The following is a 13,973-nucleotide window of genomic DNA, read 5'->3' on the forward strand; positions in this document are numbered from 1 at the left end:
ACGTCTTACAGAAAAACTCGCAGGCGGTGTCAAGGGTACAGGAGCCTGCTCGGCAGGATGCTGTGCACAGAAGATGGCAGACCAGAAGTTAAATGATATGTTGTATCGCGTAGCGTCTTCTTGGCTGTGAAGGAGCTAGCGCGGGCTTAGCGCGAATCCGCGTGATCACTTCAGACCCAAGGCCCGGCCCGCCGCACTTGTGATGTGAGCACTCATGGCGGCGACGGCCAGCGTCGGTTCGCGTGTCTCGATGGCGGAGATGATAGACAGGTGTTCTTGCATGACGGGTACGACGATCGCTTCTGACAGGAGCGTCTGATCCTGGCGGATCAGACGAATCTTGATCGAATTGACCCGGTAGACATCGGCGATGATGCTGTTCTTCAGTGACGAAATAACGGTCCAGTGCAGGTTCCAGTCGACGGCCTGGGCCCGGGCCACGAGCTCGGCGGTGATCGGGCCCGCACGGGCCGCTGCCAGAACGCTCTCGTGCTCTTCGCGGAGTTGCGCCACGACCCCGCTGCTGACTTCGGCTGCGAAGATCGCGGTCGCCTCCCGCTCGAGGAACAGGCGAAGCTGGAAAGCTTCCCGGATCAGATTGAGATCGACATGCGCAACCTGCATGCCGCGCTGCGGGACGGTTTTGATCAGGCCTTCCGCTTCAAGGCGAGGAATGAGTTCGCGAATCGCCCCGAGCGTAAGGCCGGTCAGTGCAACAAGCTCACGCTGCGAAACAAACTGACCCGGACGGATGTCTCGGGCCAGCAGGCGTTCGGTAAAACTCTCGTAGGCCTTCTCCCGAAGGTTGGTCTTGGCGCGGGATGAGCCTATCTTGTCCACCGCCGTCTCCGTCATGCTGCCTGAGCCTCGAAGAGGCGGTCATACGCCAAGCTCAGGCGGGCCGCATCCCCTTCGGCCATTGTCATCAGGGGCGCGCGAACGTTGAGCCAGGCGCGATTGCCGGTGCGATGGGCCATGAGGGCCTTCACGGCCGGTGTAACAGGATATCGCAGAACCTCATCGACCAAGTCGTTGATGCGGCTGTCGTCTTGCCCATCCCGTACCAGAGGCAGCAGGGCCTGCGGGCAAACATTGGCGAGACCCGAGATCGCTCCCTGGCCTCCAAGACGCACACCCTCCGCAAGATAGCGCTCGTCGCCGATCAGGATGGCAAGATCCTTGTGGGCGGACAGGAGCTTTTGCGTGTAGGCCCAATCGCCCGAAGAGTCCTTCACGCCCGTGACCACACCGGGGAAAGCCTGTTTGAGGCGGCCGATCAGCTCGACGGAGAGAGCGACCTGCGTCACCGAAGGGATGTTGTACAGAATGACGCCGCGAGCAGCTGAGCCCAGTTTTTCCAGAACTTGGCTGAACCAAGCATAGAGGCCGTCGTCGCTCACACCCTTGAAGTAGAAGGGAGGCGGCAGGAGAATGTTTCGTGCGCTGAAATCGGCAGCCATGCGCGCCTGCACGAGCAGTTCGTGCACCGAGGAGGCGGTGACGCAAACCACCATGTCGCGCCCTGTCACGCCCGCGCCCGCAAGGGCGCCGAGGATCTGCTCGCGTCCCGACGTGCCGATCGAGGCGCCTTCGCCCGTTGTTCCGAAGACGGTGATGCTCGTGCACCCATTGGCGAGGCACCACTGAGCGTGACTGGCGCAGAGAGCGTGATCGATGGCTCCGGTCGGTCGAAAGGGCGTCGTCATTGCGGCGGAAAGACCAAACCGGTCGGAAATCGCATTCATAACATCGGTCCTCTGTCGACCCACTCTCGGGTCACGGTAGCAGGTCTGATAGATAGCACTGACATGTCAGAATGCAATTGCCGGTGCGCCATCATTCCGCGTGTCTCAGTATCTGGTGTGCGCTTCCTTCGGATCACCCCGAGGCAAGGAACCCTTCCGAAGGCAGGATCTCTGAGACTTCCATTTATTTCGTAAGGAAGATCAATGCGTTATCTCATTGCTTTCATGCATGCCGGGGCGTCGTTCTTTAGTATGAAATGCCTGCTTGATCCTGCATCGTGTGTTGACGGACAGCGACATACTAACATGTTAATTGGTTGTAGATGCTTACGAGCTCTCGCAAGCGATGCTGCATCCATCATTGAGTCGGACGATATTCCGACGCATTGGAACAGAGATGTCCTTGTGATCGGCGTGTCGGCGAAATTAGGGTTCTGATCGCGTGAGATCCCGGGTAAGCGATAACAAGAACCAGCCGATGTTGGAGTCTGGAAGAGCAGGCGGAGAGATGAGAAGAAAGCGTGTGCGGTCCTGGCAAAAGCACTTTGTGATGCCGCTGGATCATAACCTCTTTGGCAACTGCCATGCCTCGACTCTCGTGCTTCTGCCGAATGGCGAGCGCCTCGTTGCGTTCTTCGGTGGCCAGCGGGAGGGTGCGGGAGATGTGGCGATCTGGCTGGCGCGTGGTGACGGCTCGCAGTGGCAAATGCCTCGCCGTTTGATGGCCGAAGAGGGGCTTGCCCATTGGAACCCGGTGCTGATGGCTGACGGAGAGACCGTCTGGCTCTTCTATAAGGTCGGCTCCACCGTGCACAACTGGACGACGCGATGGAGTGTGTCGCGCGATGGCGGGCATCATTGGGATCCGCCTCGTCCGCTCGTTCCTGGCGACCATGCGCCGCGAGGTCCGGTCAAGAACAAGCCGATCGTGATGTCGAACGGGGAATGGCTCGCACCCGCGTCGGTCGAGACGGAGACGACCTGGGATGCGTTCGTGGATATTTCCGGAGATCAAGGTGCGACCTGGATGCGCGTCGATGTGCCGCTCGACCATGATGCGCGCCCGCAGAGCGTCGCGGGTGACGTATGGAAGGGGCTTGCTGCGGAGGCGCTTTGGGAAACCGATCCGGCAACCGTTTTCCAATGGGATGGTGTGATTCAGCCAACACTCTGGGAGAGTGCGCCGGGGCACGTGCATATGTTGATGCGTTCGACGCGCGGGCGCATCTATCGCTCCGATTCCAGTGATTTCGGCCGACATTGGACGCCTGCGCGGGCGACGGATATTCCCAACAACAACAGTGGTATCGATCTGACGGCCTGTGCCGATGGCACCTTGGCGCTCGCCTTCAACCCGATCAATGGAAACTGGGGGCGGCGCTATCCCCTGTCTCTGGCCCTGTCATATGACAACGGCGAGTCTTTCGAACCTGTGCTCGATCTCGAGACGGAAGAGGGTGAGTTTTCTTATCCTGCCGTCATCGCGCATGAAAACAGACTGCACGTCACATACACGTTCAATCGAACGACGATCGTCTATGGATGCATTGACCTCGGTGACGAATGACCGTATCGGGCGGAGCATTGGCCAATACGGTCACCGTTCAATAAAATCTTTAGGGTAGAACGCAGCGAGAGGAGCCACGAATGAAGAAAGTTCTGGGAGTTGTGATTGGCGGGCTGTTGGCGTTCAACAGCTTCGGTGCAACGGCGCAACAGATTACTTATCCGAACAAGAACATTACTGTCATTATTCCGAAGAACCCGGGCGGCGGTACCGACACCTCGACGCGCCTCACGATCGAGTACGCCAAGTCCTATCTGCCCTCCGGCGTTATCTTCGTGCCCGAGAACAAGCCTGCCGGTAACGGCGTGACCGGCCTGATCGAAGGGGCCCGCGCCAAGCCCGACGGCACGACGCTGGTGATGACCACCGTCGAACTCGCGATGTTCCCGCATCAGGGGAAGTCGCCGGTCACGTATCAGAACTTCACGCCCCTTTATGCTCCGATCGCTGATCCCTGCGCTATCGTCGTGAAGGCCGACAGCCCCTACAAGACGCTGGCCGATCTCGTCGCCGCCGCGAAGGAAAAACCCGGCACGATCCAGGTTGCGAATTCGGGAACCGGCGCGATCTATCACCTCGCCGCGCTCAACATGGAAAAGCAGCTCGGCATCAAGCTGAAGCACATCCCGTTCAGCGAAGGCGTCGGTCCTGCGATCGCCGCGCTCGCGGGCGGCCATGTCGATGCCGTGATCACGACACCCGGTGCCGCGAAGTCGCAGATCGATGCCGGTGCGCTGCGCGCTCTGGGCGTCATGGACGAGAAGCGCTTCGCGCTGCTCCCCGATGTTCCCACCTTCAAGGAGGCGCTCGGCAAGGAGGTCGATGTCAGGATGCGTGCCTGGGCGGCCCTTGCCGGCCCGGCGGATCTGCCGGCCAACGTGAAGGACCAGCTCGTCGCGGCTTTCAAGGCGGTCGCGGCCAATCCGGCCTATCAGGACGCGATGAAGAAGCAGGGCATCATGCCGAGCACTCTCGTCGGCGACGACGTTGCGAAGATGCTGAAGGACGATCATGACCTCTATAAAGAGCTGATCGCAGCCGCGAAGTAAGTCGCCAAGGCGCGATATCACATATCTTATAACCGGCGGCAGCCATCTCGCGCGTGCCGCCGGTTTCTCCTGGATGAGCCGATGAGAAAGTACAACTTCGTCGTTGCAGCCCTGTCCATCCTCATGGGATGCGCGATCTTCTGGTTCTCGCGCAATCTGACTCCGTTCGATGAGATGGGCATTCCGGGTGAGGCATTCTGGCCCCAAGCGATTGCTTGGCTCTTCATCTTTCTCGGCGGACTCCAAGCCATCCAGAGCCTGATTGCTTCTTCGTCCGGAGGCGAAGCCAGCGTGGATCTTCACTCTCCCGGAGTGCGGGTGGCCTATATCGGGGCACTGCTCGCCTTCGCATATGCTGTCCTCATGACCTATTTCGGGTTCAGCGTCGCCACGCTCGTATTCATCCCGCTTCTCATGCTGCTCATGGGGGAACGCAAACCCCTGATGATCGCGGTCACGGCGCTGGCCGTGGTCGCCGTCGTCTGGTTCTTCTTCGTTCAGGTGTTCAACACCACGCTTCCTCCCTCCATCTTCTTCGAATGAACGCGGCGGAAAGGCATCGATCATGACCGAAGTATTGGAAGCCGCAGGCATCGTTTTCAGTTATCAGACGCTGTTCCTGATCACCGTCGGCACACTGGCTGGAATCATCATCGGAGCTCTGCCGGGACTGACGGTCAATATGGGCATCGCGCTTCTGATGCCGTTGACCTTCACGTTCGAAGGGATGGCTGGCGTCCTGATGCTTCTCGGCGTCTATTGCGGCGCCATCTATGGCGGCTCGATCACCGCCATCCTGATCAACACGCCTGGGACACCGGCCTCGGCTGCGACCTGTCTCGACGGCTATCCGATGGCGCTCAAGGGGCAGGCGGGGCGTGCGCTTGGTCTTTCGACGGCGAGCTCGATGTTCGGCGGTCTATTCAGCACAGTCGCCCTCATCATCGTGGCGCCGCAGCTTGCCAAGGTGGCGACGGGACTGTCAGCGCCCGAATATTTTGCCTTGGCGGTGTTCGGCATCTCCATCATCACGTCGGTATCGTCCCATTCGCTGATCAAGGGACTCATCGGCGGCTGTATCGGTCTCGGGATTGCGACCGTGGGCCTCGATCCGATGACGGCCGGCATGCGTTTCACCTTCGACTCGCTCTACTTGATGGGCGGCATTTCGTTTGTGCCGGTGCTTGTGGGCCTGTTCGCCTTCTCGCAGGCGCTGTTCAGCATCGAGGAGAACTGGGGCGAGAACCTGCACGGCGTCTCCCGGAGCGTATCCGTGAAGATCACGCGCCTTCTCCCGACCTGGATCGATCTCAGGCGCGTGCTGCCGACCTATCTGCGCTCCTCGGTGATCGGCACGATCATCGGCGCCATTCCGGGAACGGGCGGCGATATCGCATCCTATGTTTCGTACACCGAGGCGAAGCGCTGGTCGAAGCATCCGGAGGAGTTCGGCCACGGCTCCATCGAGGGCGTCTCCGCGCCGGAAGCCGGCGCCAATGCCGTCGCCGGCGGCGCCATGGTGCCCCTGATGACGCTCGGCATTCCGGGAGACGGCGCCACGGCTATCATGATGGGTGCCTTCATGGTGCAGGGGCTGTCGCTCGGACCCCTTCTGTTCACGGAGCATCCCGTCGAGGTCAACACGATCTTCATCGGTCTTTTCGTTGCCAACGTGCTGATGGGAATCCTCGGCTTTGCGGGCATCCGCGCCTTCACCCGCATCATGGTGGTGCCGCGCAAGGTTCTCGTGCCGATCATTCTCGTCCTGTGTGCAATCGGGTCCTACTCGGTCAACCACACGATGACCGATGTCTTCGTCATGAGCATTGCGGGCTTCCTCGGCTATATCATGATCAAGCTCGGGTTCTCAATGTCGCCGATCGTGATCGGCATCATTCTCGGGCCGATGGCGGAAACCAATCTGCGCCGCGCGCTCACGATGTCCGACGGAGACTTCTCGATCTTCCTGACGCGTCCGATCTGCCTGACCTTCCTGATTATCGCTGCCGTGACGCTGTTCCTGCCCATCGTCGGACCGAAATTCTCCGCGTGGCGCCGGGCGAAGGCGGCAAGCGCCGGGCAGGGTGCGCCCGAGCCGAGCAGCGACAGCCGTTCCGCTTAACCTGAGACGCTCGCGACGGAAACGACAGGATGGTCCCCATGCGGCGGAGCGCTTCGACGTGTCGTCAAGGCTGGCTCAAGATGGAGGCCGGGATGTCGCCGGCGGAGCCTCCTCGGATTACCCCCCAAGGATCCAGCCTCCTCCCTGGACGCGATCGGCCTCAGGATCCTATTAATCTCCTGATGACAAAGGCAGATACGCACCAAGCCGAAGCACCGGGTGGAAATTCGCTCAAATTCGCCACCAGCGGCCTGCGAGGGCTCGTCACGGAACTCAATGGAGTTCCGGCTCATGCCTACACGCGTGCGTTCGCGGAGATGCTCAAGGAAGATGGCGCCGCGACCGGACCGGATGGGACGGTGCTGGTTGGACAAGACCTGAGCGGGAGCAGCCCCAGCATCGCGCGGTTGTGTTGCGCCGCATTGCGCGATGCGTAGCTTGCTCCGTAACGATACCCAGCTGGGAGCTGCTTCCGTTTCGAGGCCCTTCGGAAGTTCATCCCCCCGAAATTGACGTAAAGTACGCTCTCTTAGAGAGTGCAATTCATTGAGCTGGTGCGACAGAATCTAAGCAATCCCAAGCGCCTCGACACTAGATCGCTCTGATGCTAATCCGCGAACATACGTCGTTCTCGAAATCTTATCGATCTCTGTACCGGCCTGCCATGAAAATTAACTATCGCCCCGAGATCGACGGGCTTCGCGCCATTGCTGTGGTTCCCGTAATTCTATTTCATGCCGGTTTTTCATGGTTCAGCGGAGGGTTCGTCGGCGTCGATGTATTCTTCGTCATCAGCGGCTTTCTTATTACATCTATCGTGCTGGCTGACCTCGAAGCCAGTCGCTTCAGCATCCGGACTTTCTACGAACGTCGGGCAAGGCGTATCCTACCGGCGCTTTTCGTAGTTGTGGCAGCATGTGTTCCGGCAGCCTGGCTCCTGCTGCCTTACAGCCAGCTAGTCGAGTTCGGCCAGAGTGTCCTGAGTGTATCCGCATTCGTTTCCAACATTCATTTTTGGTTGAACACTGGGTACTTTGAAACAGAGTCTGAACTTAAACCGCTCCTCCACACGTGGAGCCTCGCAGTCGAAGAGCAATATTATATAATATCGCCTATTCTGCTCTGGTTCCTCTGGACACGTGCCAAGGGTGCCATCGTCCCGCTGCTGAGTATCCTAGCGGTCGCCAGCATCATACTCGCTGAGCATGGTTCACAAGTTGCTCCTGAAGCAGCGTTCTTCCTGCCTCATACCCGTATCTGGGAGTTGGCTCTCGGTACACTCGCCGCCGTCCTCGTGATGCAAAACGGCGGAGTTCGTCAAAATGGTGTGTTGAGCCTCATAGGCTTAGCGATGATTGCGACGGCAATCTTCCTTTACGATGAGGCAACTCCTTTCCCGGGCGTTTACGCGCTTTTGCCAACGGTGGGGGCCGTGCTGGTACTCACGTTTACAGGGCCAGGCACTGCTGCTCATCGCTTGCTTAGTATGAAGCCGTTAGTCGGTATTGGCCTCGTAAGCTATTCCGCATACCTCTGGCATCAGCCCCTCTTTGCATTTGCGAGACATCTCAGCATCTCTGAGCCTGCGCCTTATGTAATGTTCGCACTGTCCGGTATCACAATGATACTGGCATATCTCAGTTGGCGCTTCGTTGAACAACCTTTTCGGCGCTCGAACGCAATATCGCGTCACGCGATATTCAGCCTTTCGGGGGCGGGACTGGTTACGAGTGCAGCACTTGGCGTCTTCATCGCGCACTCCGAATTGTCGCGCACGCGAATTACCTTAGGTGGAGAAAGTTTCGTCGCGCTGAGCAAGGAAACTAGCCCCAATTTGGGTCTCAGCGGTGCCTGTAGGCAGTTCACTACCGTGGAAAAATGTGCATCAGGGCCGAACCCCATAGCGGTACTTTGGGGTGACAGTTATGCCATGCACCTTGCACAAGCACTGCGCGACAGCCCTACCACACTGCCTTTCGCGCAGATGACGAAGTCAGCCTGTGCGCCGATTCTTGGAGTCGCCTACAATGGGCCAAGATATAATACAAAATGGGGCATGGATTGCATCAAGCATAATGAACAGGTGCTTGAATGGCTCAAGGGGCAGCCGCACATCCGTTACGTCATTCTGTCATCGCCGTTCGGCCTCATAGGTGGGATGAGCCAACTGACTTTGGCGACTGGCGACGTGATTAAGTCAGGTGACCTGAGTGAAACCCATTTTATCGAAACGATAAAACGTATTAAGAATCTTCGTAAGTCGGTGGTTATCGTCTCGCCTACTCCAGCAGCAGAATTCAATGTAGGCCGGTGTCTGGTCATCCAGAGCATTCTCGGTCGTACGCCAGATAATTGCCACTTTCCGCTTGAAGGGCATGGCCGAGCCGGCCTTTATAAGAAGCTAGCCGATATATCCGCTCGTACCGGTGCGGGGCTTGTCCTGCTAAGTGACTTGATTTGCGAAGGAGGTCTTTGCCTAAGTTCTCAGAACGGGACGATGATCTTCCGCGACGGCGGACACCTTTCTCCCAAAGGATCGTCCCTATTAGGGCGTTCTAAGGATCTCTCTAAGAGGATAATAGCTGCAGCGGGTGCAGAGGGGATCTAAGTACCTTGGCAAAGCGTCCGGAGCACAGGCCTGGGCAGCTGCCCATCTACCGTCACTCTGCCCCCTCTATGAGATCAACTTCATCCAACTCTAATCTTGCCCCCGAAGAAGTTGATCAGCACCTCAATGCGGCCGCCTGACTGTACCTTCTGCACAACAGCCTGATGATCCGACATCGCGTCGCCGAGAAGGCTAGCCCGAGCACTAGGGCGGCATTTGGCCCTAAGGGTCTTCTTGCGGAACTGCTCCTCTTCGGCCCTTCGGACATGATCGATGTCATCCGCTAACTCGCACTCTTGTAGCCTAGAGAGCGGCTGCGGGAAGTTGGCTTGCCCCTCTTGCACCCTTGCCTGCTGCACCATCATGGGTGTGCCTTCGTTGCGCACGAGGCTATACAACGAAATCTCGGCTGTGATGGAAATGGCCCGCGTTTGACGGATTCCGCTGGTCCATCTCACGCAGGTGAGGATGACCAGACCTCCTCAGAGTACCCCGGAAGGAACCGGGCCTGTCCCTGGACGCAATTAGCCTCAGTACCCTATTAATCTGCTGATGATAAACGCAGATACACACCAAGCTGACGCAACGGGTGCAAGTTCACTGAAATTCGGCACGAGCGGCCTGCGAGGGCTTGTCACGGAGCTCAATGGAGTTCCGGCCTATGCCTACACGCGCGCGTTCGCGGAGATGCTCAAGGAGGACGGCGCCGCGGCCGGCATGAATAGGACGGTGCTGGTCGGACGAGACCTGCGTGGGAGCAGCCCCAGCATCGCGCGGCTGTGTTGCGCAGCATTGGACGATGCGGAGCTTGCTCCGGAAGATTGCGGTCCTCTGCCGACACCCGCATTGGCCTACCAGGCGATGAGGTGCGGTGTTCCTGCAGTCATGGTAACAGGCAGCCATATCCCGGAGGATCGTAACGGCTTGAAATTCTATCGAACCGAGGGTGAGATCGATAAGCAGGATGAAACTCGTATTCTCGCTCTTCATGCCAGACTAAATGTGCGAGGCATGCCTGATTCCGGTCAGGGGTTCCAAGGTGTGACGCCAGGCAAGGACCCGATTGCTGCATACAAAGCGCGCTATCTGGAGTACTTTGGCGCTTGGTCGCTCTCCGGCCTCACCATCGGTGTCTATCAGCATTCCTCTGTGGCTCGTGATCTCCTTGTCGAGGTCCTTGAAGCACTCGGTGCCCGAACAGTTCCGCTTGGGCGCGCAACAAGCTTCATTCCCGTCGATACCGAGGCCCTGCGGGAAGAGGATGAGCTTTTAATGCAGCAATGGGCCGGCGAGCAGGCCCTCGATGCCATTGTCTCGACAGACGGCGATGCGGATCGTCCCCTGATCGCAGATGGAACGGGTGCGTTCCTGCGCGGTGATCTCGTCGGAGCCATCACAGCGCGCTATCTCGGCGCCGACGCACTTGTGACACCCGTTACCTCGAATTCGGCTCTGGAGGAATCTGGGTTATTCAGGCGTGTTATTCGCACCAAGGTTGGATCGCCATATGTGATTGAAGGAATGTCTGAAGCGAAGCGATCCGGCGCACAGGTCGTCGTCGGCTTCGAGGCCAATGGCGGTGTCTTGCTCGGTTCGGACGTGGAGCGGGACGGGCGCTGTCTCACGGCGCTTCCCACCCGCGATGCCATGCTGCCCATCCTGTGCGTTCTGAGTGAGATGGCCGTCCGGGCGCAGCCTCTTGCCGACATCGCAGCTGACCTCTCTTTCAAGGTTGCGATGAGCAACCGCTTGAAGAATGTCGCCAGTGAACGGGCGGGCTTCCTTCTTTCCAGGCTCCAGCAGGACATCGCGTTCCGCAGAGATCTGTTCGCCCCCCTCGGCGGTGTCGCGGGCCTTGACGCGCGTGACGGGCTGCGCATCACCGCAAACAATGGGGAAGTCGTTCACTTCCGTGCGTCAGGCAACGCCCCCGAGCTGCGTGTTTACGTTGAGGCAAGTAGCTCATCGCGCGCGGAAAGCCTTCTCAATTGGGGGCTCTCTGTCGCGGCGCACCAGATCGGAAGCTGATTGTCTTAGTGATTAGTGGGCAATGCGAGACTCTAGGCGAAGCCGCTGTCCTCGCTCGGAGGTCGTAGCGGGCTACTTTGACGGCCAGAGTCCTCGCGACGACGAAGAGGGCACCTACCTTTAATGGCATTCTACAAGAATTTGTGAGCCTATTGCCCAGGTACCCTAGGTTAAAGCCAGAGGTCTGATCCATAAACACGGTCTGCGTTGATTCTCACCTCGATCGAGAAGTCCGCTACAGCATCACCGTCCACATCACCGCTGAGACGAATACCCTTGGTGCTCGGATCCCATTCGAGTTCGCCGGCAGTTCCCGTGAACTCCGCGACCCAGGCAAAGCTCTGATTGCCTGGCTGATTGGTGTTCGCGTCGATATCAACAAGATCAATGGTGTCTACGCCACGCTCGAAATCGAAAACGATGTCGCGAATGGCATACGCTACTCCACTATGTGAAAGGGCTGTGTAGGAGAATACGTCTTCGCCGTCACCCCCGGTTAGAAGATCCCGCCCGCGATCTCCCCGCAGGGAATCAACACCGTCTCCGCCTTGCAGTGCGTCATCGCCGGTTCCGCCATAGAGAAGGTCGCTGCCGCTTTCCCCATTAAGATTGTCGTTGCCGCTAAGCCCTCTCACAAGATCAGCTCCAGCGCCGCTATAGACGACATCACCATGGCTGTCGCCGAGAAGAGTATCATGGACCTCCATCCCACTCACATGCGTGTAGCCGGGCACTTCTGAGCGCTCGATTCCAAGTGGTAAATTCCGGTTGGGGCTAATCCCGACAGTATGGAGGGCTGAGGCAACCACCGTGTTGCTGTTCAGTTCGCCGTAGTCCACCTCCTGAATGCCAATATTGGTGGCGTGTTGAACCATCAAGCTCCACACGTCTTCGGGATCACGGCCACTGAGGTTCAGGATTGTATGTCGGCGCTCCTCCAGCGTATCAGATCCCCGGGCGTCCTCGGATAAAGCCAACGGGATACCCGCTTGAATCTCGAGTTCCAGGTCAGATCCCGGGCCGCCTCGGATGACCTCCTCCTCAAGGATCTCACCGTCGGATGTCATAACGGTCTTCACCAGGTAGAGGTGCCTGATGCCTCCCAAAAGATTCTTGGCTTCAATGGCGATGGTGGTAGGCATCGGAGCATCCCTCGTATCGCTGCAATGACTTCAACTCTGAAGCGCCAAGTTTGTTCAACGATGTTAAGAAAAAAATCCACTCGTCGAGAGCCTGCATCATAGGACGTGTCTCCAAAGGGCTTTGATCTTTCTAAAAGCGTCCCTGAAATTATTGAGTGCCGCTGTTTAGTTTCACTCCCCGGAGGTTGGTCATAGTCTTGTCACCTCGACAATGCTCACCGGAAATGGACACAAGCCTCCTCAGGCTTTCCCCTTTGCCCCGTCCAATCAAGCCACGTCTCATCCTTGGGCGCCACCAGTTCACGCAACATGCGGATTGTATCAGCTGCCTCAAGGAGAAGGGCAGACAGCTCCTCCGGCACCTCGTCAGCCGCTTGGTCCAATCGTTCAGGGATCTCTGGCGGGGTGCTCATCAGATCTCTGGCTCCAACAGCCACTCGACAGGCACATTATCCCGCAGGGTGCCTTTATCCCCAAGTGAGGAATTCTCGTTATCAAACGGCAACGGCGAACAATCGCCTCAGCTGCTTACCAGTCACTCGATGCTACAGAGGCGCCTGTTATGTTTCGGTCCCGGCGGCGTCAGGAGCAGAAGGATCACGCCTTTACGGTGCCTAGGATGTTACTCCTGATTCAGTGGTCCGAGACGGCCGCTGATGCTATGGACGACCCCTAGTCCCATTAGTTTGAGTCGCAAACCGCGGTGATCCGCAAAGATTGTATATATCGCGAGAAAGGTTAAGCTCCTGCGGATGAGATACAGTCTCCAGGCCAGCGGTGTATAATGTTGTCGTGCTAGCCAAAGGGCATTCCGCACCCAATAGTAATCCCGCACTGGTGCATGGACAGCAACCTGACGACGCCCAACATTAACTGTTCCACTTCCAAGCTGGTGATCAACTGCAGCTGTTGGAAGAACAAAGACTGGAAGTCCAATGGCTCGGGCCCTCAGGCACCAATCTACATCGACAAGGTCGATGAAAAGCCTTTCATTGAATTTCCCAACTGCCTCAAAGGCTGCGATCGGTATTAGTGACCCTGACGCTATGATGAAGTCACTCGGGATAGCTTGCATCTTTGCTTCTAAGGGGACTCGCGCAAGCTGAAGCCCGGCCGAGCGATAAGCCTGGGTGTGGCGCTTGCTGTGGATCTCGAAGTAAGCCGGGCCGATGGCCGCAATGGCACCGTGCTCTCTCTCCAAGCTTTGCAACTGATGCGACAAATTGTCGATCACCCCAGGTGATAGAATGGTATCTTGATCGAGCAAGAGCACATGGGAAAATTGGTCTCGCTGGGCCAAAGCAATGCCCTGGTTCTGGGCCGCTGCAATCCCAGCGTTCTGGTGGTTCGCAATGAAGGCGGCCCCTAACTTCGAAGCGATCTGATGGATGCTGTCTGCATTGGACGATCCGTTATCGACCACAAGAACTGCGTGAACTTGAGGGGCGACTGCCTGGAGCACGTCAAGCAGCAGAGCAGGGTCTGGATTGAAGGTAACCGCGATAGCTAGAACCCGCATTTGGATTGCTCCAAGTTCAAACAAAGCCTCCTAGATGGGTCACGAATCATGGGCAGGGGGCTCTTGTCAGGATACATTTATGAAATACTACAGCAATGCGCCGTTCAGCTCATGCAACCTAAATTTGTAAGGTCGTACCCATGCGATCTGTGGCAGAGGATGCCATCAGCCATTCATCAGGGGTTGGGGGATT

At 57.9% G+C, this 13,973-nt stretch carries 11 protein-coding genes; 7 read left to right on the plus strand and 4 right to left on the minus strand.

Annotation, left to right across the window (positions count from 1 at the left end):
• Positions 1-165: 165 nt before the first annotated feature.
• Both E4K09_RS12485 and E4K09_RS12490 read right to left on the minus strand, forming a co-directional pair.
• The gene (locus E4K09_RS12485; RefSeq protein WP_134497426.1) at positions 166-855 is read right to left on the minus strand and encodes a GntR family transcriptional regulator; all 690 of its coding nucleotides are present in this window, start codon (positions 853-855) and stop codon (positions 166-168) included.
• A complete protein-coding gene (locus E4K09_RS12490; RefSeq protein ID WP_166802313.1) occupies positions 852-1,736 on the minus strand; it encodes a dihydrodipicolinate synthase family protein in 885 nt (294 codons plus the stop codon). The genes E4K09_RS12485 and E4K09_RS12490 overlap by 4 nt, the downstream gene beginning before the upstream one ends.
• A 517-nt stretch (positions 1,737-2,253) precedes the next feature.
• Here E4K09_RS12490 and E4K09_RS12495 point away from each other — a divergent pair.
• The 7 genes from E4K09_RS12495 (at position 2,254) to E4K09_RS12525 (ending at position 11,119) form a co-directional block, all read left to right on the plus strand.
• The gene (locus E4K09_RS12495) at positions 2,254-3,312 is read left to right on the plus strand and encodes a sialidase family protein (protein ID WP_134497430.1); all 1,059 of its coding nucleotides are present in this window, start codon (positions 2,254-2,256) and stop codon (positions 3,310-3,312) included.
• Positions 3,313-3,392: 80 nt separating this feature from the next.
• Positions 3,393-4,361 (plus strand): tripartite tricarboxylate transporter substrate binding protein, encoded by a 969-nt coding sequence (locus E4K09_RS12500; protein WP_134497432.1) that lies wholly within the window; start codon positions 3,393-3,395, stop codon positions 4,359-4,361.
• Positions 4,362-4,442: 81 nt separating this feature from the next.
• Entirely contained in the window at positions 4,443-4,904 is a 462-nt protein-coding gene (locus E4K09_RS12505) for a tripartite tricarboxylate transporter TctB family protein (RefSeq protein WP_134497434.1), read from the plus strand.
• Positions 4,905-4,926: 22 nt separating this feature from the next.
• Positions 4,927-6,483: a tripartite tricarboxylate transporter permease gene (locus E4K09_RS12510; protein ID WP_134497436.1), complete on the plus strand. Its 1,557-nt coding sequence runs from the start codon at positions 4,927-4,929 to the stop codon at positions 6,481-6,483.
• 182 nt (positions 6,484-6,665) lie between these two features.
• Entirely contained in the window at positions 6,666-6,920 is a 255-nt protein-coding gene (locus E4K09_RS12515) for a hypothetical protein (protein ID WP_134497438.1), read from the plus strand.
• A gap of 167 nt (positions 6,921-7,087) precedes the next feature.
• Positions 7,088-9,091, plus strand: coding sequence for an acyltransferase family protein (locus tag E4K09_RS12520; protein WP_134497440.1), 2,004 nt, complete (start codon positions 7,088-7,090; stop codon positions 9,089-9,091).
• A 552-nt stretch (positions 9,092-9,643) separates the two neighbouring features.
• On the plus strand, positions 9,644-11,119 hold the full coding sequence (locus E4K09_RS12525) for a phosphomannomutase (RefSeq protein ID WP_134497442.1): 1,476 nt from the start codon (positions 9,644-9,646) through the stop codon (positions 11,117-11,119).
• 170 nt (positions 11,120-11,289) lie between these two features.
• Here E4K09_RS12525 and E4K09_RS12530 read toward each other — a convergent pair whose 3' ends face one another.
• Positions 11,290-12,261, minus strand: coding sequence for a M10 family metallopeptidase C-terminal domain-containing protein (locus E4K09_RS12530; protein ID WP_134497444.1), 972 nt, complete (start codon positions 12,259-12,261; stop codon positions 11,290-11,292).
• Between the two features lie 622 nt (positions 12,262-12,883).
• Positions 12,884-13,780 (minus strand): glycosyltransferase family 2 protein, encoded by an 897-nt coding sequence (locus tag E4K09_RS12535; protein WP_134497446.1) that lies wholly within the window; start codon positions 13,778-13,780, stop codon positions 12,884-12,886.
• Positions 13,781-13,973 lie beyond the last annotated feature (193 nt).

The organism is Microvirga pakistanensis (assembly GCF_004458765.1).
Lineage (GTDB): Bacteria > Pseudomonadota > Alphaproteobacteria > Rhizobiales > Beijerinckiaceae > Microvirga > Microvirga pakistanensis.

What these genes read in the sequence shown, in the direction of transcription:
- E4K09_RS12485 (WP_134497426.1), bottom strand. Translation starts at nt 855, where the DNA reads ATGACGGAGACGGCGGTGGACAAGATAGGCTCATCCCGCGCCAAGACC.
- E4K09_RS12495 (WP_134497430.1), top strand. Translation starts at nt 2,254, where the DNA reads ATGAGAAGAAAGCGTGTGCGGTCCTGGCAAAAGCACTTTGTGATGCCG.
- E4K09_RS12500 (WP_134497432.1), top strand. Translation starts at nt 3,393, where the DNA reads ATGAAGAAAGTTCTGGGAGTTGTGATTGGCGGGCTGTTGGCGTTCAAC.
- E4K09_RS12505 (WP_134497434.1), top strand. Translation starts at nt 4,443, where the DNA reads ATGAGAAAGTACAACTTCGTCGTTGCAGCCCTGTCCATCCTCATGGGA.
- E4K09_RS12510 (WP_134497436.1), top strand. Translation starts at nt 4,927, where the DNA reads ATGACCGAAGTATTGGAAGCCGCAGGCATCGTTTTCAGTTATCAGACG.
- E4K09_RS12515 (WP_134497438.1), top strand. Translation starts at nt 6,666, where the DNA reads ATGACAAAGGCAGATACGCACCAAGCCGAAGCACCGGGTGGAAATTCG.
- E4K09_RS12520 (WP_134497440.1), top strand. Translation starts at nt 7,088, where the DNA reads ATGCTAATCCGCGAACATACGTCGTTCTCGAAATCTTATCGATCTCTG.
- E4K09_RS12525 (WP_134497442.1), top strand. Translation starts at nt 9,644, where the DNA reads ATGATAAACGCAGATACACACCAAGCTGACGCAACGGGTGCAAGTTCA.
- E4K09_RS12530 (WP_134497444.1), bottom strand. Translation starts at nt 12,261, where the DNA reads ATGCCTACCACCATCGCCATTGAAGCCAAGAATCTTTTGGGAGGCATC.
- E4K09_RS12535 (WP_134497446.1), bottom strand. Translation starts at nt 13,780, where the DNA reads ATGCGGGTTCTAGCTATCGCGGTTACCTTCAATCCAGACCCTGCTCTG.